The following is an 18161-nucleotide window of genomic DNA, read 5'->3' as shown; positions in this document are numbered from 1 at the left end:
GCCGGTCGGGTCAGCGAAGTCTGAGCAACACCACACCGTCATCGGCCGCCACGCGCACGTACTGCCCGCTGTCCTCGATCTTCTCGAGCGCCTTGTTGGTGTCGGCCTTGTTGGCCGGGAAAAGTCCGGAGATGTTGGTGTCCACCATGATCCATTGCGCGGTGGAACGATCACGCTTCTGCTTCGGGAACAGGGTCACCTCGTGATCGGCGACGAGATGCGGAGCCAGGTTGTTGGTGGTGGCCACGGATTGGCCGTCGGGGATCGTCGCGCCGAACTCGTCGACGGCCTGCGCTTGGTCGCCGCGTGAATAGAAGTCGCGTTCGGTGAGCCGGTCCAGGGGCCCGGCCCAGGCCAGGACCACCGCGATCGCGGCAGCCGCTGCAGCGAAGCCGACAACGGTACGTTGCGACATCGACCGCCCCCGCAATCTGATCAAGGCGTCGAGCATCGCGACGATCATGATGGGCATCAACGTCGCGTTGTAGTGGAAGCCGAAGCCCCAGTACAGGTGGTTCACGCTGAGGAAACGCCAGGCCAGAGTCGGCACTGCCACCAGGATGATCGGTGAGCGAACGGCCAGGAACAGTGTGATCACCAGTAGGAGAAATGCGGTGGAGGCACGCGCGTCACCCTGCGACACCCCGATGATGAATCCGCGTACACCCTCTGCCGGCGAGTCGGCGAACTTCGACTCGTAGGTGTAGTCGCCGCTTCCCATCGCCGGGATGATCACCTTGGCCGCGATCAGCGTCCAAGCCGCGCCCCAGATCGCGGTGCCGGCGGCCCATCGATAGGACACGCGGCCGAATCGCAGCGCGACGACGGCAGCGATCACCACAACCGTGACGCCGAGATCCTCTTTGCAGAAGACGAGTGGCAGGGCGTACAGCAGGGCAGCCCGCCAACGCTCTTCCACCACGGCGACGAGGCTGAACGCCAGCAGGGGCACCGCGAGCGCGATCTCGTGGAAGTCGAACGCCAGTGCCTGGGCGATCCCCCATGCCAGCCCGTAGGCGATCGCGGTGAAGACCCCGACAGCCATGCCGAGTCGTGTGGCCGCCAGCCGGACGATCGGTATCGCCGCGAGCGCGAACAGGAGCCCCTGCACGACCAGCAAGGTGACCGGCGTGGGGAACAGCCGATACAGCGGTCCGATCACAGCGATCCATGGCTGGAAATGATCTCCGAGGAGGTTGACGTCGGTGCCTTCGAGCGGCACGACGGGGGCGCGGAAGTGCCCGTAGGCCTTCACTGCCTGCGTGAAGATTCCCAGATCCCACCCGGTGGAGCCGAAACGCTCGTGGCGCTGGATCGAGTACAGGCAGTAGATCGCCGCCAACACGGCGAACGTGGCGAGCGCCAAGATCCACGGCGGCGTGCGGACCGCGATCAGTACGTCGGTGAGTCGCGTCCGCGCCGAACCACTCCCGACGGTGGAGGTCGACGAATCGGGAGCCGGTCCGTCCGACTGCCGCGGCGACACGTCCGTCGCAGCGCGGGTTGCGCGGACCTCGGTCACCTCATCCATGGGTCGCCTGCCAAGACATTCAGCAACCGTAACCCGAGATTCTGTGTTTGCGCTGACGGTCCCGATCCCTTTACGAGCTCTCCCGGCCGGCCGATATCAGTCGGGGAGCATCGGTGCAGCCATGCCCTGATCGCGTCCGATGAGAACTGCTCGCGTCACTGCCCCGGCACCGAAGCGGTCCCTGAGCCCGTCGATGGTGATGTCCAGTTTCTCCTGATGGTGCTCGTCGAACGGCAGCGCGAGCTGGATGGAGTCGTTGCTGTCGAGGTTCGTCAACGACAACCCGATCAGCGTGCAGCCCTTGTCCCGGATCAGCGGCATGGCTTCGTCGAGCAGCGCACGCGCCGCCGTCATGAGTACCTGGGTGCCGTCGGTGGGTTCGTACAGAGTTCGTGAACGCGTCACCCGGGTGAAATCGTCGAACCGCAGCCGCAGGATCACGGTGCGACACACGCGTTCTGCTTTACGCAGGCGTTTACCCAGCCGATCGACGATGCCCACCATGGACGCCTCTAGATCCTCCTGGGTTTTGGGTCGCCTACCCATCGCTCGCTGGGACCCGATCGACCGGCGACGACGCCCGACCTCGACCCGACGTGGATCGCGTGCCATCGCCAGCGCATACAGGTGTGAACCGGCGCCGCGACCGAGCAGCGACGCGAGAGTCGGCTGACCAACGGCCGCGAGGTCGCCCACGGTGGACAGGCCCGCGTCGCGAAGCTTGCGCGATGTCACCGCCCCGACACCCCAGAGCCGTTCGACCGGCAACGGGTGCAGGAACTCGAGTTCACCACCCGGCGGCACCTCGAGCAGTCCGTCCGGCTTTCCCACCGCACTGGCGACCTTCGCGAGAAACTTGGTACGCGCGATGCCGACAGTGATCGGCAGCCCGACCTCGATCCTCACCCGCTCGCGTAGTCGGGCGCCGATCTCGGCTGGCGAGCCACTCACCCGGTAGAGGCCGCCGACATCGAGGAACGCCTCATCGATCGAGATGCCCTCCACCAGCGGCGTGGTGTCCCGGAAGATGTCGAAGACTGCCTGACTGGCCTCGACGTAGCTCTCGAAACGAGGCCGCATCACCACAGCGTCCGGGCACATGGCGACCGCCTCGCGGCCGTTCATCGGCGTGCGCACCCCGCGTGCCTTGGCCTCGTAGCTGGCCGCGAGGACCACGCCTCCACCGCCCACGATGACCGGACGGCCGCGCAGCTCGGGGTGGTCGCGCTGCTCGACCGAGGCATAGAAGGAGTCGAGGTCGGCGTGCAGGATGCTGGCCAGCTCCCGCTGCTCTTCGGACACGAACACATGTTCGCATGCCGGTCTGACACCACGCGTGGAGTGCGTGCCGCGACGCGAGGGTCAGTAGCGGCGACGCTCCAGCGCAACCGAGATCAGCAGACCCACCGCACCGAGGGCGACGCCGGCGCCGACGGCGATCAGACCCACCTCCTGCATGTCACCGACGACCTTGTCGACGATGATGTCGGCGACCTCCCGGGCCGAGTCATCGGCGCCGGAGACCTCGTCGAGGGCCCGTCGTTGCACGCCCTCCCCGAGGAGCCAGGTCGCGATCCCGCCGAGGATCACCCCGAAGCCCACGGCCAAGAGCACAAAGCCCCGCCGTCGTGCGACCACGAGGGCGAGCACCGTGGCGACCACCGCGATGACCAACGAGCTGATCGCGAGCAGACCGATCTGGTTGCCCAGATTGTGGTACCGACCTGCCTCGAGTCCCGACTGGGCAGAATCGCTCAGCGGCACCAGGATCGGCCCCTTGATCTCGATGCCACCGAAACCCACGTCCGCGATGACACGGTTGACCATCGCCGTCAGGTCGAGAGACATCACCTCACCCTCGTTTTCGGGCGTGGCCTCCTCGAACAGCCAATCGTGCTGCTGGATCATCGCGTCGGCGAAGTCCTGCTCGAAGTTGTCGCTCTTGGTATAGGTGTCGGCGAGCGGGGCGATCAGGCCATCAGGGACCAGGGGCGCCTGCGACGACACCTGAGCGGTGATCTCGTCGGCGATGTACTGCTGCACGGTCGCGTTGTCGGCCAGCGGCGCCACGGTCTCCCGGAATCCGTCACGATCGACAACTCGCTCGTTCACGAAGAACGCGGGCACGGCGACGGCGGCCGCGACGATGGCGACCAGGCACAGCACGGCGGCAAGGAAGGAGCGCACCGGCCCAGGTTACAGATCGGGCGGCGTGAACCGCGGTAGGCAGGCCATGACCGTCATACGACCGCTCGCGAGTGCCATCGGTGTCTACTCCCCCAGCAGATCGCGTGCCCGGCCGACGATGAGCGGATCCGGCTCGCCGACGATGTTGGCGTCCTTGTCGTCGTAGTCGAACAGGCTCAGCACGTACCGCATCGCGTTGATGCGGGCCCGCTTCTTGTCATTGCTCTTGACGACGATCCACGGCGCTTCTTCGGTGTCGGTCTCCGCGAACATCTCTTCTTTGGCGGCGGTGTACTTGTCCCACTTGTCCAGGGACGCGATGTCCATCGGCGACAATTTCCACTGACGCACCGGGTCCACCTGACGAATCGCGAAGCGGGTGCGCTGTTCCAGCGGGGACACCGAGAACCAGAACTTCACCAGATCCATCCCGTCGTCGATCAGCATGGCCTCGAAGAGCGGGGCCTGCCGCAGGAACTGGGCGTGCTGTTCGTCGGTGCAGAACCCCATCACCCGCTCGACACCGGTGCGGTTGTACCAGGAGCGGTCGAACATGACGATCTCCCCGGCGGCGGGCAGATGCTGCACGTATCGCTGGAAGTACCACTGGGTCGATTCACGCTCGGACGGCTTCTCCAGCGCGACCACCCGGGCACCGCGTGGATTCAGATGCTCCATGAAGCGTTTGATGGTGCCGCCCTTGCCCGCCGCATCGCGCCCTTCGAAGACGAACACGTGCCGGCTGCTCGTGCGCTTGCTCCACTTCTGGAACTTCAGCAACTCGATCTGCAGCAGCCGCTTCTCCAGCTCGTACTCGTCGCGACTCATGCGCTCGTCGTACGGATAGTCCTCACGCCAGGTGTCGATGACGTTGCGCCCGGGAAGGGTCAGGAGGCGGGGATCGTCATCATCGCGGTCGTCGACGAGGAACTGGGTGGTGTCGGCGAGGTCGACGATCTTTTGGAGGGCCTCGCGGCCGGCGACGACGCTGAAGTCGGGACCGACGTCAGGGTGGTCCGGCCCGAAATCCGAGAGGCGCAGAATTTCATTCACCTCTCCAAACTAAACCGGACGCACCGCTGTCACATGGCCGAAGGGTGAACTGGCGGTGATGCGGTCACGGTCGACACCGGCCGGACGCCGATACCCAGACAGGGCAAAGGGCGACACCGTGATCGGCGCCGCCCTTCGCATGGAGGTGCGGGGGTTGATTTCTGCCCCCGCAGTGTGGGTTCTAAGAGGCCGGCCGCGGGGTGGAGAGCCAGATGCCGCCGGATCCGATGCAGGCCTGCCCAGTCGAGGTGTCGACCGCTGCGGCGAAGCTGCCCGAACATGTGGTGCCGTAAGGGCCCGAGTAGGCCGTACCGCCCCAGCCGGCAACCGCTATCGACGTACCGCCCGCACGAGCCTGGCTGACGGCCATCCCGCCGGGCCCGGTGGTGATCGAGTATCCCGTGCCACCCGTCACCGCACCGGACAGAGCCGACGTATTCGGTTGCAGGTTGTATGCATTGGCGTTTCCGCCGGTGTTCGACGATGCGACCGCTGTGCCGTTGCGGCTGTGGTCTTCAGCGTGCGCAAAGCTGCCGGGGCCGGCCTTCGCTCCACACGCGCCGTACCCGTCTGTCTGAATCACGTTGTGCCCGTTGGCCGCAGTACAGGTCAACGGATCGGCCGATGCTCCACCCGCCCCTGCAAGACCGGCCAGCGCGAGCGCCGCGGTACCGATCAGCCCGGCCACCCCCGCCCGCACCAAGCCACGAGGACGAACACGAAAGACATTGCTACTGAACAACATTGATCCCATCACGAACGAAACACACGTATCCAGTGCCCCCCGTCAAGGCATTGGCCGGCCGGTGCAGTGGTACCACGTCGGCCTTACCGAACAGACCATACTCCGGCCGGAGCGGACACAACCCCCGTTCTTGTGCATCGGTCTGATCACGAAAACTCCGTCGCCGTCAATGCCCACGTCGCCGCGACTCCCCCGCGCAAAAGCGAGGGGACGGCCCGCCGGCAGGTGTACTTTTTGGTCCATGCCTGTCAACGCGAAGACCGAATTCGACATCGACGCCCCTCCCGCCGTCGTCATGGAGATCTTGATGGACGTGGAGGCGCTACCGCAGTGGTCTGGCCCCCACAAAAAGGTGGAGATCCTGGAAGAACACGAGGACGGCGCACCCAAGAAGGTGAAGCTCGAACTGCAGGCGGTCGGCCTGACCGACCACCAGGTCCTCGACTACAGCTGGACCGAGAACACCTGCACCTGGGACCTGATCGAAGCCGATCAGCTGAGCTATCAGCACGGCCAGTACACGATCACCCCCAAAGGCGACAAAACCCATGTCGAGTTCGTGCTCGACGTGGAACTGAAGGTGAAGTTGCCAGGGCTGATCGTGAAGCAGGCTCAGAAGACGGCGCTCAACACCGCGCAGAAGGGACTCAAGGAGGAGGCCAAGCGCCGCCAGCGCTGACGCCCGCGCCGTCAGCCGATACGGCCGTACAGGTGCTCGGCGTAGAGCCGGATGACCAGTCGCTTGTCCTCCACCATGGCGCGGGCGAAGTCGTCCCAGTCGGGATGTTCGCCGAGTACGTCGCGGTAGAGGTCGATCAACTCCGACACGGTGTCGTCCTCGGTGGTCGCCGCTGCGACCGCGCTCAGTTCCACCCGCCCCTCGGCCACCGCGTAGTTCCAGCCGTCAGCGCTGCTCACGTGGATACTGGCGCGCGGGTCACGACGCAGGTTGGCGACCTTTGCCCGATCCGCGGTGACCGAGATGCGTACGCACTGCTCTCGGGGATCGAAGGAGTAGCTGACGGTGGAGAGTTGCGGGACCCCGCTGCGCCGGATGGTCGCCAGGGTCCCACGGGTGTGTTCGGTGATGAACTCGGACAGGGCAGCTCGGTCGGTGGGCACACCTCGACTATCGCCCCACGCGTTCGGTGCCGCAAGTACGCCGATCTCTGCGCCCGGTCCGTGATCAGGCCGGGACCAGAATCACCCTGACCGCAACGGTTCTGCCGTACCCCGTGCCGCCCTAACCTCCGATGTACACCCGCGTCGCCGTACGCCAGTCACATCAGGAGCCCGATGTCAGCACCACTAGAATTGTCCACCGACGTGCTCGTGATCGGCGGCGGCCCTGCCGCGGCGTGGGCGGCGCTGCACGCCCGGCAGGGTGGTGCCGAGGTGATTCTCGTGGACAAGGGATATTGCGGAACAAGCGGCGCCACAGCGCCTTCGGGCACCGGCGTCTGGTACGTGGCCCCCGATCCGGAGTTGCGCGGCGCAGCCAAGGCCAGCCGCGAAGCTCTGGGGGGATACCTCGCGGACCATTCCTGGATGGACCGCGTCCTCGACCAGACCTACCTGAACATGAACCGCCTGGCCACCGAGGGCCGTTATCCCTTCCCCATCGATCCCGAGACCGGCCGGGAGAACCGCACCGGTGTGCAAGGTCCCGAATACATGCGGCGGATGCGAGCCTGGATCACGCGAGCAGGCGTCACGATCCTCGACCACTCCCCGGCCCTGGAACTGCTGGTGGAACCCGACGGCTCGGTGCGCGGTGCGGCCGGGTACCAACGACATCACCATCGCGACTACTCGATCACCTCCGGCGCGGTGGTGCTGGCCAGCGGCGGTTGCGCATTCCTGTCCCGGGCGCTGGGCACAAACGTCGACACCGGCGACGGAACGCTGATGGCCGCAGAGGTGGGGGCCCAGCTCTCCGGGATGGAGTTCTCCAACGCATACGGCATCGCGGCAGCCGGGTCCACGGTGACCAAGACCGCCTACTACGGATACGCCACCTTCTTCCATGACGACGGGCGCGTACTCGAGGGCGCCGGGTCTTCCGGTGGACGCTCGGTGATCGCGCGAACGTTGCTCAGCGAGAAGGTGTTCGCTCAACTGGACCGCGCCGACGAAGACGTACAGCGCAGGATGCGTCTCGGTCAGCCCAACTTCTTCCTGCAGTTCGACCGTCGCGGCATCAATCCGTTCACCGACCGTTTCGAGGTGGACCTGATCGCGGAGGGCACCGTTCGCGGAACCGGAGGTGTTGATCTCGTCGACGACACCTGCGCCACCTCGGTGCGAGGGCTCTACGCGGCAGGTGACGCGGCGACCAGGGAACGCATCTGCGGAGGCTTCACCGGCGGCGGCAGCCACAATTCGGCATGGGCCATGTCGTCGGGAACCTGGGCGGGTTCCGCTGCGGCACAGCACGCCTTGGCCCAGTCCCCGATCGGTCAACACGATCTGATCGGGGCGGGTCGGGCCGGCCTGCGTCCCACGTCCCGCCCGTCGCTGCAGCCCGACGAGGTGATGGCGGCGGCGCGACAACAGTTGCTCCCGCTGCGCAAGAACTACCTGCGGCATGGAGATCGTCTGGTGGAAGCGGTGAACGAACTCGACACGCTGTGGGCCGGCCTGTCCGCCGACCTGGGTCCACTCGCCGGCCCCGACCGGGTGCGGGCCAGACAAGCAGCCGCCGTCACCGCGGTGGGCCGATGGATGTACCGATCTGCGTTGAGCCGCACCGAAACTCGGGGCATGAGCAAACGTGAGGACCATCCCGAACAGGATCCGGGCCAGCACCACCACATCCTGTCCGGCGGCCTGGACGAGGTGTGGACACGGCCGCGGGCAACCGCTCCGACGCTGGCCCACGCGTCATGATCGAACTCGTCCTGGCGGACAAGTGCATCGGGTGCGACAAGTGCATCGATGCGTGCCCCACCGACGTGTTCGATCGCGGGACCGACGGGATCCCACGCATCGCAAGGCAATCGGACTGCCAGACCTGCTTCATGTGCGAGGCGTATTGCCCCACCGACGCACTTTATGTGGCACCGTCGTCCGAACCGGTCGCCGATCGGACGACGCTGGCGGACGCGCCGCTCGGATCCTATCGAGCCGAGCTCGGCTGGGGTCACGGACGGACGCCGGGAAGTCGGGTGGCCATCGGTCCGGCCATCCCGCACGGAGCGCTGCCACCCAGGATCATCGCCGTCGGCGACTGACCATTGCCACACCGCTCAGTGCTGCGTCAGTTGATCATTCGGGAGCACCGACGTTGAACTCGTTGGGGTCTGCACCCACACGTACCCCATCGTTCAGCGTGGCGATGTCGCCGAGATCAGCGTCGGTGAGTTCGAAGTCGAACACGTCGATGTTCTGGGCGATCCGGTCGGGATTGACCGACTTGGGGATGACGACGAGACCGTTCTGCAGATGCCATCGGATCAGGATCTGAGCCGGCGACTTGCCGTGCTGCTCACCGATCCGGGCGATCAGCGGATCGGTCAACAGGGTGTTCGGTTTGGAGTCCTTACCCCAGCCCGAATTGCTGGTGCCCCCGAGTGGGCTCCACGATTCGACGACGATGCCATGCTGGTCCGCGACGTCGCGGATCTGATGCTGCGGTAGATGCGGATGCAGTTCCACCTGATCGACGGCCGGCAACGTTCCGCCCCGATCCACCAGCAGTTCGAGGTGGCGGGGTTCGAAGTTGCACACGCCGATCGCCTTTGCGCGACCGCTCTGCGCAATCTCCTCGAGCGCGTCCCACGTCCTGAGCAATCGGTCGTCGTCCAGCAGAGGCCAATGGATCAGGTAGAGATCCACGTAGTCCAGCCCGAGCCGCGACAAGCTCTGGTCGAACGCCTGCTTCGCCGGCTCGAATCCCTGGTCGGCGTTCCACAGTTTTGTGGTGACGAACAGTTCGGAACGATCGACGGACGCGGCTGCAAGAGCACGACCGACACCCTCTTCGTTCCCATACGCGGCCGCGGTGTCGATGTGGCGGTAACCGGCGTCGTCGATCGCAGACCGGACGGCCTGCTCGGTCTCCTCGTTGGACGCCTGCCACACCCCCAGGCCCAGCTGCGGAATGGACGTCCCCGAGTTGAGGTCGATGGTCGGAACATTTGTGGTCATGGAACAAGCGTAACGAGAAGCAACGGTACGGCCGTTCCATTTCGTGGCCGGCTCACGCCGAACGGGCGTCACGAGCGACGGTCGCGATCTCGTCGACCGTCATCCCTCCCCAGATGCCGTGTTTCTCGTCGAACTCCACGGCATGGTCGCGGCACTGCCGCACCACGGGGCAGCCGTGGCACAGTGCTTTGGCCTCGGCCTCGCGGCGCCTTCGGACTGCGGCGGGCTCTCGTCCGGACGGTGCGAAGAAGATCTCCCAGTCGATCCCCTGATCGCGGCAACGCCCGCGCACCCGCCAATCCCAGCCGCCCACACCCGATTCGGCGCCGAACGCAAACACTTCCACAACCCACTCCCCTTGGTTGATCGCTCTCTGCCGCCAAGCATTCATGACGACATGCGCCGAGCGGAGTGTTGTCGCCGACCGAGTCCGAACCATTGACATCGGTACGGCGGGCAGTCAAGCAGACTTACCGTGAGCGCTCAGGTCGCGATGGGAGTCGAGTTCTTCACGCAGACGGGCGAACCATCCGCACGACGTTCCCCCATAACGCCTGCTGTATTCGATTGCCCGCGCCGCGAGAGCCGAACGAGTGTGCCGATCATCGGGCCGACCTTCGACAGGCGCGCACAGGTGCATCGTCGGTATCGCCTGTGGCGCTTCGGGATGCGCGGCCGCAGCCGCCATCATGAGGTGATCGGCGGACATCAGACTGCTCATGGGCATGGCACGCTCCAATAGACGGTTGATACCCATTGAGCCGGTGATCGTCGCAGTTGGCGAGGGTTAGAGTCACGCTGATCGAGACTCCGCGGACAGGAATCTCTCTCGTGACAGGTCCGTTGGCAGGACAACACGCCAACAGCGAGTCCGCCCGCCGACCTTCACCGGAGAGTTCTGAATGCCGATCACCGACAAACTGCATCTCGCGATCGCCCTCGAGGGCGCGGGATGGCATCCGGCCGCCTGGCGCGAGCCCACGGCGAGACCCGCTGAACTGCTGACCGCGCGTTACTGGGCTGACCTGGTGGGCGTCGCTGAAGCCGGGCTGGTGGACTTCGTGACGATCGAGGACACGTTCGGTATCCGGCCGGCCGGACTCGATGCGCCCTCACCACGCACCGACCGAGTCAGCGGGAGGCTCGACTCGGTCCTGATCGCGTCACGGGTGTCACCGCTGTCGCGGCATGTCGGGTTGGTTCCTGCCGCCACCGTCACCCATACCGAGCCGTTCCATCTGTCGAAGGCGATCGCGACCCTCGACTACGTCAGCAGCGGCAGGGCCGGCGTCCGGGTGCAGGTGTCTGCCCGACCACACGAGGCTGCTCTGTTCGGCAGACGCACGTTCCCGGAGCTCGCGGTCGCCGATGCCGGCGACCCGGCGACCGCCGAGCTGGTGGCCGACCTCTTCGAGGAGGCGGGTGACTACGCCGAGGTGCTCCGTAGGCTCTGGGACAGTTGGGAAGACGACGCGGAGGTCCGCGACAAGGCCACCGGACGCTTCGTCGACCGTGACAAATTGCACTACATCGATTTCGAAGGCCGGTTCTTCTCGGTGCGAGGACCGTCCATCACGCCTCGACCACCGCAAGGTCAGCCCATCATCACTGCCCTGGCGCACCAGAACATCCCGTATCAGTTCGTCGGAACGTCTGCTGACATCGGCTTCATCACCCCGGCTGACGTCGCTGACGCCGAGGCGAGCATCGCCATCATCCGTACCGCGCAGGATCAGGCCGGCCGCGCCGACGAGATCGTCCACGTGTTCGCCGACCTCGTGGTCTTCCTCGGTGTCACGACAACCGCAGCTGAAGCACACAAAGCACGACTCGATGATCGAGCGGGCATCCAGTACACGAGCGACGCAGAGGTATTCGTCGGAACTGCCGAGGCCCTCGCCGATCGACTCGCCGAACTGTCCGATGCCGGTATCACCGGCTTCCGATTGCGGCCCGGCTCGATACCTGGCGATCTGGAGGCCATCACCCGGGACCTCGTCCCCGAATTACAACGTCGCGGCCTGTTCCGCACCCACTACGAATCGAGCACTCTGCGAGGCCATCTCGGCCTCCCCCGTCCGGTGAACCGATTCCAGACCACAGCGGAGTTGATCAACCGATGACCAAACAGGTGCATCTGGCCGCGCACTTCCCGGGCGTCAACAACACGACGGTGTGGAGCGATCCCGAAGCGGGCAGTCACATCGAGTTCGAGTCGTTTGTGCACTTCGCACGCACCGCCGAGCGCGCCAAGTTCGACTTCCTGTTCCTCGCCGAGGGACTTCGCCTACGTGAGCAGAACGGGCTGATCTACGACCTCGACGTGGTCGGGCGGCCGGACACCTTCACCGTGCTCGCAGCTCTCGCCGCCGTCACCGAACACCTCGGGCTGACCGGCACCATCAACTCCACGTTCAACGAACCGTATGAGGTGGCCCGCCAGTTCGCGAGCCTGGATCACCTCACCGCCGGTCGGGCCGCATGGAACGTGGTGACCTCCTGGGACGAGTTCACCGGCGAGAACTTCCGCCGAGGCGGCTACCTCCCGAAGGAGCAGCGCTATCACCGGGCCAGGCAGTTCCTCGAAGTCGCCACGGAGCTCTGGGATTCGTGGCAGGACGACGACATCGTGGCCGACAAGGAGTCGGGGACGTACCTGCGGCGCCCTGAGGCAGGCTCGTTTGCGCACCGCGACGACCAGTTCGACATCGCCGGGCAGTTCAACGTTCCCCGCAGTCCACAGGGCCGCCCGGCCATCTTTCAGGCCGGTGACTCGGACGAGGGCCGCGAGTTCGCGGCAGCGAAGGCCGACGCCATCTTCTCCAGGCACTCCACACTGGTCGACGGCCAGGCGTTCTACAAGGACGTCAAAGGCCGACTGGCCACCTATGGCAGACGCAGTGAAGACCTGCTGATCCTGCCGGCAGCGACGTTTGTTCTCGGCGACACCGACGCCGACGCCGCCGACCGCGCACACGAGATCCGGTTGCAACAGGTCAGTGGCCAGACCGCGATCAAGTTCCTCGAGCAGCTGTGGAATCGCGACCTGTCCGACCACGACCCAGACGGCCCACTGCCGTCGATCGATCCCCTGCCGGGCGAGAACACGGTCGCCAAGGGTCGGGCCAGCGTGCGTATCCACCGGGATCCGCGCGACGTGGCGAACGAATGGCGAGCACGGGCCGAGGCGGACAACCTCACCACACGCGAGCTGATCGTCGAGGTGACCGGCCGGCAGTCGTTCATCGGGTCGCCGGATACGGTCGCGCGCACCATCAACGAATTCGTCCAGGAAGATGCAAGCGACGGCTTCATCCTCGTTCCGCACATCACCCCGGGCGGGCTCGACGAGTTCGCCGACAAGGTGGTCCCGCTGCTGCAGGAACGCGGCGTCCACCGAACCGACTACGAAGGTTCCACCCTGCGCGACCACCTGGGACTCACGCGTCCGGAGAGCTGAACAAGCGTCGGTCAGTGTTCGCGTTCTTCGAGGCGCAGTGGCCAGGCCTCGTCCGGGATGTCACGAAGGTGGCAGGGCTCGTCGCGCGCGGTGAACCAACCGCGGTAGTGGATGAGCTCACCGAGGACCGGGTTGCGCACCGACGCGTCCACCCGGAACCGGTTGTGCCGTTCGTCCCAGCCCTCGATGTACCTCATCCGCGCAGCCAGTAGGCCGCGCATGCCCACCTTCGGGCCGGCGAGCAGCCGCATCGGGCCACTCTCGAAGACCAGAGAACCGCGGGCGTCGGCGTGTGCCTCGAGCGGCCAGAGCAGTTCCGGGCCGTCGCCGAAGTAGTCGACCAGTCCCTCGCGGCCGTCGACGAGCAGCGAGTTCAGACCATGCGAGCCGGTTGTGTAGTCGAACGACCGAAGCACCGCGAGGCATTCACGCCCGAGCTCGTCCTGATAGCAGTAGTTGTGCATCGTGAACGGGACGAGCCTGCTGGTCTTGGTGGGCATCGCGTTGCGTTTACGCATGTGGAACAACATCGCGGGCAGCATCGCCGAACAGTAGACCGACTCGAGCATCCCACCGGCCACCTGCGACAGTTGCGAGGTGGAATCGATCCCATACCGCCATTGCATGTTGGGATGCAGGTTCTCGAATTCCCGACCGAGAACATTCTGGATGACCGAACTCACCGATACCGACCGTTCCCCGTACCAGACATGAGGTCTGAATGTACTACGAGCGGCCTGCCTAAAATGTTTGGTCGGACCCCGCGACCGAATACTGCCGGCAACACCCGGTAACAACCGATATCTGCCACAACCGAAGGAGCATCACGTGAGCGCTCAAGTCGAAGAGATGGAGTTCGCCACCGAGACGCGGCAACTCCTGGATCTGATGATCCACTCGATCTACTCGAACAAGGATTCATTTCTCCGCGAGCTGGTGTCCAACGCCAGCGATGCCCTCGACAAGCTGCGCCTGGAGTCGTACCGGAACAAGGATCTCGAGGTCGACACCTCCGACCTCCACATCGAGATCTCACTTGATCCCGACGCCCGGACATTCACCATCACCGACAACGGGATCGGCATGTCTCGTGATGAGGTCGTCGACCTCATCGGCACGCTCGCGAAGTCGGGTACGGCCGATGTCCGCCGCAAGCTGAAAGAGGCAAAAGAGGCCGAGGCTGCGGGCTCGGGCGCTGCCGAGGAGCTCATCGGCCAGTTCGGCATCGGCTTCTACTCGACGTTCATGGTGGCCGACAAGGTCACCCTGCTGACCCGCAAGGCCGGCGAGACCTCCGCGACGCGGTGGGAATCGGCAGGCGCGGGTACGTACACGATCGAGGACGTCGCCGAAGCACCGCAGGGCACCTCGGTGACGCTGCACCTCAAGCCTGAGGACGCCGAGGACGATCTGCACGACTACACCTCGGTGCCCAAGATCCGTCAGCTGGTCAAGAAGTACTCCGACTTCATCTCCTGGCCGATCCGCATGGACGTGACCACTCCGGTGCCACCGAAGGCCCCGAGTGACGACGACGCGGATGACGCAGCCGCCGACGGCGACGAGCCGACCGAGACCACCACCACGGAGGTGCTCAACTCGCAGAAGGCGCTCTGGACCCGACCCCGGTCGGAGGTGACCGACGAGGAGTACGCGGACTTCTACCGGCACATCAGCCACGCGTGGGACGAGCCTCTCGAGATCATCCCGATGAAGGCCGAAGGCACCTTCGAGTACCAGGCCCTGCTCTTCATCCCGTCCACGGCACCGTTCGACCTGTTCATGCGCGAACGCCGCACCGGCGTCCAGCTCTACGTCAAGCGCGTGTTCATCATGGACGACTGCGAAGAGCTGATGCCCGAGTACCTGCGTTTCGTCAAGGGGCTCGTCGATGCACAAGACCTGTCTCTCAACGTCTCTCGCGAGATCCTGCAGCAGGACCGGCAGATCAAGGCCATCCGGCGGCGGTTGACCAAGAAAGTTCTCTCGACGGTCAAGGACATGCGGGCCAATGACCGCGAGAAGTACGACACCGTGTGGTCGCAGTTCGGCCGGGTCCTCAAAGAGGGCTTGCTCCAGGACGCAGACAACCGGGACGCGCTCCTGGCGATCTGTTCGTTCAGCTCCACCCATTCGGTCGACACCGCCACAACGCTGGCCGAGTACGTCGAACGGATGAAAGACGACCAGAGCCAAATCTTCTATGCCACAGGCGAATCACGCGAGCAGCTGGAGAACTCGCCGCATCTCGAGGCGTTCAAGAAGAAGGGTATCGAGGTGCTGCTGCTCACCGACCCGATCGACGAGATGTGGGTCGGCCAGATCTTCGATTTCGAGGGCAAACCCCTGCAGTCCGTGGCCAAGGGCGAAGTCGATCTGTCCGACACAGCCGACAAGGAAGACGACGACAAAGACAACAAGCAGTTCGACGAGTTGCTCACCTGGTTGACCGGCGTCCTCATCGACGACGTCAGTCAGGTGCGGTTGTCGAGCCGGCTCACCGATTCGGCGGCCTGCATCGTCGGTGAGGCGCAGAGCCTTTCGCCTGCCCTCGAACGGATGTACCGGGAATCGGGGTACCCGATGCCCGACAGCAAGCGCATCCTCGAACTCAACCCTGATCACGCCCTCACCAAGGGACTCCAGGAGGCCTTCGCGGCTCGCGGCGACGACGAGTCGCTTCGACAGACGGCCGAATTGCTCTATGGCGCAGCATTGCTGGCCGAAGGTGGTACCCCGAAGCAGCCGGCTGCCTTCAGCAAGACGTTGGCCAACCTGCTCACCAAGACGGTGTCAGCCGCCGAATAGGCATCGATGATCCCGCCGAGCGTGCAGCTCCGGCACGCTCGGCGGGATCACCTCGAGTTTTAACCAACGGCCCGAATGTGCCGTCCTACAACCGAAATAGTTGTTCCGCCAGGTTAATGTCCCGCGAGATTGTAAGTCGTCTCGCGGTGAGGACGCCGGTATCGTCGACAGTGGCTCGACCACCAGATCAAGAGTTGCTCGGCCGATCTGTGAGCAGCCATCGACCTCAGGAGCACCTCATGGGCACTGCCGTTCCGCTGTCCGTCCTGGACCTCCTGCCGCGTTCGAGCGGATCGGACAACACCACTGCGCTGCGGAACACCATCGACCTGGCTCAGCAGGCCGAGAGATTCGGCTATGCCCGCTATTGGTTCGCCGAACACCATCTGAACCCCGGTGTCCTGGGGTCATCACCAGCGGTCGAGATCGCGCTCGTCGCAGGATCGACATCGACGATCCGATTGGGCTCGGCCGGTGTGCAATTCGGACACCGCTCCCCACTGGCAACAGTGGAGGAGTTCGGGCTCATCGACGCCCTCCACCCCGGCCGACTCGATCTGGGGATCGGACGCTCGCCCTCGCGGCCGGCCCCCACATCCGGAACGAGGAACGAAAGTGCGGCCAAGGCCTATCTGGCCGGACGTGGCGGCGCCGAACACGACGAGGACAGCCACACACCGAACGGCTTGCTGCTGCCCAAACAGTACGACGTGTCCTCCGGCTACTCGAAGAAGGCTCTCGGGCATGTGCTGAACCTGCTTCAGCAACCGGGGGCATACCCCCCCGACTACGACGAACAGGTCTCGACCGTCCTCGCGTTGCTCGACGGCACCTACGTGAGCTCGGATGGGCTATCCGCCCACGCATCTCCCGGCGAGGGTGCCGATGTGCAGGTCTGGATTCTCGGTGCGTCCGGCGGCTCGAGCGCCACGGTCGCCGGGGCGAAAGGGCTGCGATTTGTTGCCAGCTACCACCACAGCCCGAGCACGGTGATCGACGCTGTCGAGGCCTACCGTGCAGCGTTTCAACCGTCGGCTGGCGTACCCGAACCGTACGTCGCCGTCTCTGTTGATGCTGTTGTCGCCGAAACGGACGATGAAGCGGTCGAGCTCGCCAGCGGTTACGCGCCGTGGGTTCGCAGCATTCGACGCGGCGAAGGGGCGATCGCCTATCCCACCCCGGCCGAGGCCGCGGCAATCGAATGGACCGAAGACGACCGCGATCTCGTGCGGGACCGTGTACTGACCCAATTCGTGGGATCTCCGGCCACTGTCGCGGACAAACTCGAACAACTCCGCGACGCCACCGACGCCTCCGAGCTGTCGATCACCACCATCACGCACGATCACGCCGCGCGGGTGCGGTCTTACGAGCTGTTGTCCAAGGAGTGGTTCGGACGGTGATCGCTCGTGCCGTCCTCGCTGCCGCTCAACACATTTCGCGGGACCGCGCAGTAGCCGTCGACACAGACTCCGGCATCGACCTCACCGACGAGTTCGAAGGGCCGGCCCATGTGGTCAGGCATCGGCGGTCACGTCTTTCGCTTCGTCCCGTGCACGCTCGAGCACCGAGGTGAAGGTTTCAGGAGCCTGGGCACCGGACACGCCGTAGCGGCCGTCGATCACGAAGAACGGGACCCCGTTGATGCCGTATTCACGCGCCTGCGCGATGTCGGCGTCCACTGCTGAGACGTAATCGCCTGCCGCCAGGGCATTCTCGATGGCGCCGCGGTCGAGACCCACATCGGCGCCCAGCTCGGCGAGTTCCTCGTCGCGCCCCAGGTGGCGCCCCTCGCTGAAGTAGGCGGCGAACAGTCGCTCGGCCATCTCCAGCTGCTTGCCCTGCTGCTTGGCGTAGTGCAGCAGCTCGTGCGCCTTGCGGGTGTTCGTGTGCAGCAGTGCATCGAAGTTGTACCGCAGCCCGACCTCATCCGCGATGGCGCTGACCTGGTCGAGCATCTGGCGCACCTGCCCGGCCGGCATCCCCTTGTGCCGCACGAGGAAGTCGATCTCGGAGCCGTCGAAGTCCACCGGAGTATCCGGGGCCAGCTCGAAGCTGTGGTAGGTCACCTCGACGTCGTCGCGGCCGGGGAAGTCGGCGAGCCCGGCCTCGAACTTGCGTTTGCCGATGTAGCACCACGGGCACGCGATGTCGGACCAGATATCCACGGTGATCGAAGCCATGTGACGTCCAACAGCCCGGTGTCGATCGGCATTCCCAGCGTCACG

Annotated in this window: 18 protein-coding genes; 7 read left to right on the top strand and 11 right to left on the bottom strand. The window is 65.1% G+C overall.

Going from position 1 to position 18161, the window contains the following annotated elements:
- Nucleotides 1–10 precede the first annotated feature (10 nt).
- From CSW57_RS02505 to CSW57_RS02485, 5 genes are all read right to left on the bottom strand, one after another.
- The gene (locus tag CSW57_RS02505) at nucleotides 11–1531 is read right to left on the bottom strand and encodes a DUF2079 domain-containing protein (protein WP_099381305.1); all 1521 of its coding nucleotides are present in this window, start codon (nucleotides 1529–1531) and stop codon (nucleotides 11–13) included.
- Between the two features lie 96 nt (nucleotides 1532–1627).
- Complete coding sequence (gene dinB / locus CSW57_RS02500) at nucleotides 1628–2839, bottom strand: DNA polymerase IV (protein WP_099381304.1); 1212 nt, start codon at nucleotides 2837–2839, stop codon at nucleotides 1628–1630.
- 54 nt (nucleotides 2840–2893) lie between these two features.
- A complete protein-coding gene (locus tag CSW57_RS02495; RefSeq protein WP_099381303.1) occupies nucleotides 2894–3718 on the bottom strand; it encodes a hypothetical protein in 825 nt (274 codons plus the stop codon).
- A gap of 84 nt (nucleotides 3719–3802) precedes the next feature.
- Nucleotides 3803–4771, bottom strand: a complete 969-nt coding sequence (gene ppk2 / locus CSW57_RS02490) for a polyphosphate kinase 2 (RefSeq protein WP_189339110.1) — start codon at nucleotides 4769–4771, stop codon at nucleotides 3803–3805.
- A gap of 181 nt (nucleotides 4772–4952) precedes the next feature.
- The gene (locus CSW57_RS02485) at nucleotides 4953–5471 is read right to left on the bottom strand and encodes a DUF6764 family protein (RefSeq protein WP_223248994.1); all 519 of its coding nucleotides are present in this window, start codon (nucleotides 5469–5471) and stop codon (nucleotides 4953–4955) included.
- Nucleotides 5472–5757: 286 nt separating this feature from the next.
- On the opposite strand from CSW57_RS02485, the gene CSW57_RS02480 reads away from it, so the two are divergent.
- Nucleotides 5758–6195: an SRPBCC family protein gene (locus CSW57_RS02480; RefSeq protein WP_099381302.1), complete on the top strand. Its 438-nt coding sequence runs from the start codon at nucleotides 5758–5760 to the stop codon at nucleotides 6193–6195.
- 11 nt (nucleotides 6196–6206) lie between these two features.
- Here the strand turns inward: CSW57_RS02480 and CSW57_RS02475 are convergent, their stop codons facing one another.
- Complete coding sequence (locus CSW57_RS02475; protein ID WP_099381301.1) at nucleotides 6207–6638, bottom strand: PPOX class F420-dependent oxidoreductase; 432 nt, start codon at nucleotides 6636–6638, stop codon at nucleotides 6207–6209.
- Nucleotides 6639–6812: 174 nt separating this feature from the next.
- On the opposite strand from CSW57_RS02475, the gene CSW57_RS02470 reads away from it, so the two are divergent.
- Together CSW57_RS02470 and CSW57_RS02465 are read left to right on the top strand one after the other, a co-directional pair.
- Nucleotides 6813–8405, top strand: coding sequence for an FAD-dependent oxidoreductase (locus tag CSW57_RS02470; RefSeq protein WP_099381300.1), 1593 nt, complete (start codon nucleotides 6813–6815; stop codon nucleotides 8403–8405).
- A complete protein-coding gene (locus CSW57_RS02465; protein ID WP_099381299.1) occupies nucleotides 8402–8749 on the top strand; it encodes a 4Fe-4S dicluster domain-containing protein in 348 nt (115 codons plus the stop codon). Before CSW57_RS02470 ends, CSW57_RS02465 begins: the two co-directional genes overlap by 4 nt.
- A 34-nt stretch (nucleotides 8750–8783) precedes the next feature.
- On the opposite strand, the gene CSW57_RS02460 is transcribed toward CSW57_RS02465, so the two are convergent.
- The 3 genes from CSW57_RS02460 to CSW57_RS02450 all read right to left on the bottom strand — a co-directional run bounded on the left by CSW57_RS02460 (nucleotide 8784) and on the right by CSW57_RS02450 (nucleotide 10392).
- Nucleotides 8784–9665 (bottom strand): aldo/keto reductase, encoded by an 882-nt coding sequence (locus CSW57_RS02460; RefSeq protein ID WP_099381298.1) that lies wholly within the window; start codon nucleotides 9663–9665, stop codon nucleotides 8784–8786.
- A gap of 52 nt (nucleotides 9666–9717) precedes the next feature.
- Nucleotides 9718–10011 (bottom strand): WhiB family transcriptional regulator, encoded by a 294-nt coding sequence (locus CSW57_RS02455; protein ID WP_223248993.1) that lies wholly within the window; start codon nucleotides 10009–10011, stop codon nucleotides 9718–9720.
- A 114-nt stretch (nucleotides 10012–10125) separates the two neighbouring features.
- Nucleotides 10126–10392: a hypothetical protein gene (locus tag CSW57_RS02450; RefSeq protein WP_143696456.1), complete on the bottom strand. Its 267-nt coding sequence runs from the start codon at nucleotides 10390–10392 to the stop codon at nucleotides 10126–10128.
- Between the two features lie 175 nt (nucleotides 10393–10567).
- Here CSW57_RS02450 and CSW57_RS02445 point away from each other — a divergent pair, with 175 nt between their 5' ends.
- Nucleotides 10568–11788 (top strand): LLM class flavin-dependent oxidoreductase, encoded by a 1221-nt coding sequence (locus CSW57_RS02445; RefSeq protein WP_099381296.1) that lies wholly within the window; start codon nucleotides 10568–10570, stop codon nucleotides 11786–11788.
- Nucleotides 11785–13125 (top strand): NtaA/DmoA family FMN-dependent monooxygenase, encoded by a 1341-nt coding sequence (locus CSW57_RS02440; protein WP_099381295.1) that lies wholly within the window; start codon nucleotides 11785–11787, stop codon nucleotides 13123–13125. The genes CSW57_RS02445 and CSW57_RS02440 overlap by 4 nt, the downstream gene beginning before the upstream one ends.
- Nucleotides 13126–13136: 11 nt before the next feature.
- On the opposite strand, the gene CSW57_RS02435 is transcribed toward CSW57_RS02440, so the two are convergent.
- Nucleotides 13137–13808, bottom strand: a complete 672-nt coding sequence (locus CSW57_RS02435; RefSeq protein WP_023957576.1) for a DUF4166 domain-containing protein — start codon at nucleotides 13806–13808, stop codon at nucleotides 13137–13139.
- 145 nt (nucleotides 13809–13953) lie between these two features.
- Between CSW57_RS02435 and htpG the strand changes: the two genes are divergently transcribed.
- Nucleotides 13954–15933, top strand: coding sequence for a molecular chaperone HtpG (htpG, locus tag CSW57_RS02430; RefSeq protein WP_099381294.1), 1980 nt, complete (start codon nucleotides 13954–13956; stop codon nucleotides 15931–15933).
- 239 nt (nucleotides 15934–16172) lie between these two features.
- Nucleotides 16173–17336 carry an LLM class flavin-dependent oxidoreductase gene (locus tag CSW57_RS02425; protein WP_099381293.1) on the top strand — a complete coding sequence of 388 codons (1164 nt, stop codon included), beginning with the start codon at nucleotides 16173–16175 and terminating at the stop codon, nucleotides 17334–17336.
- A 114-nt stretch (nucleotides 17337–17450) separates the two neighbouring features.
- Here CSW57_RS02425 and CSW57_RS02420 read toward each other — a convergent pair whose 3' ends face one another.
- A complete protein-coding gene (locus tag CSW57_RS02420; RefSeq protein ID WP_099381292.1) occupies nucleotides 17451–18116 on the bottom strand; it encodes a DsbA family oxidoreductase in 666 nt (221 codons plus the stop codon).
- Between the last annotated feature and the right edge of the window lie 45 nt (nucleotides 18117–18161).

The organism is Williamsia muralis, from assembly GCF_002735905.1.
GTDB classification, from domain to species: domain Bacteria; phylum Actinomycetota; class Actinomycetes; order Mycobacteriales; family Mycobacteriaceae; genus Williamsia; species Williamsia muralis_A.
Note: the sequence above shows the minus strand (reverse complement) of the source record. Positions and strands in the feature narration are given on the sequence as shown.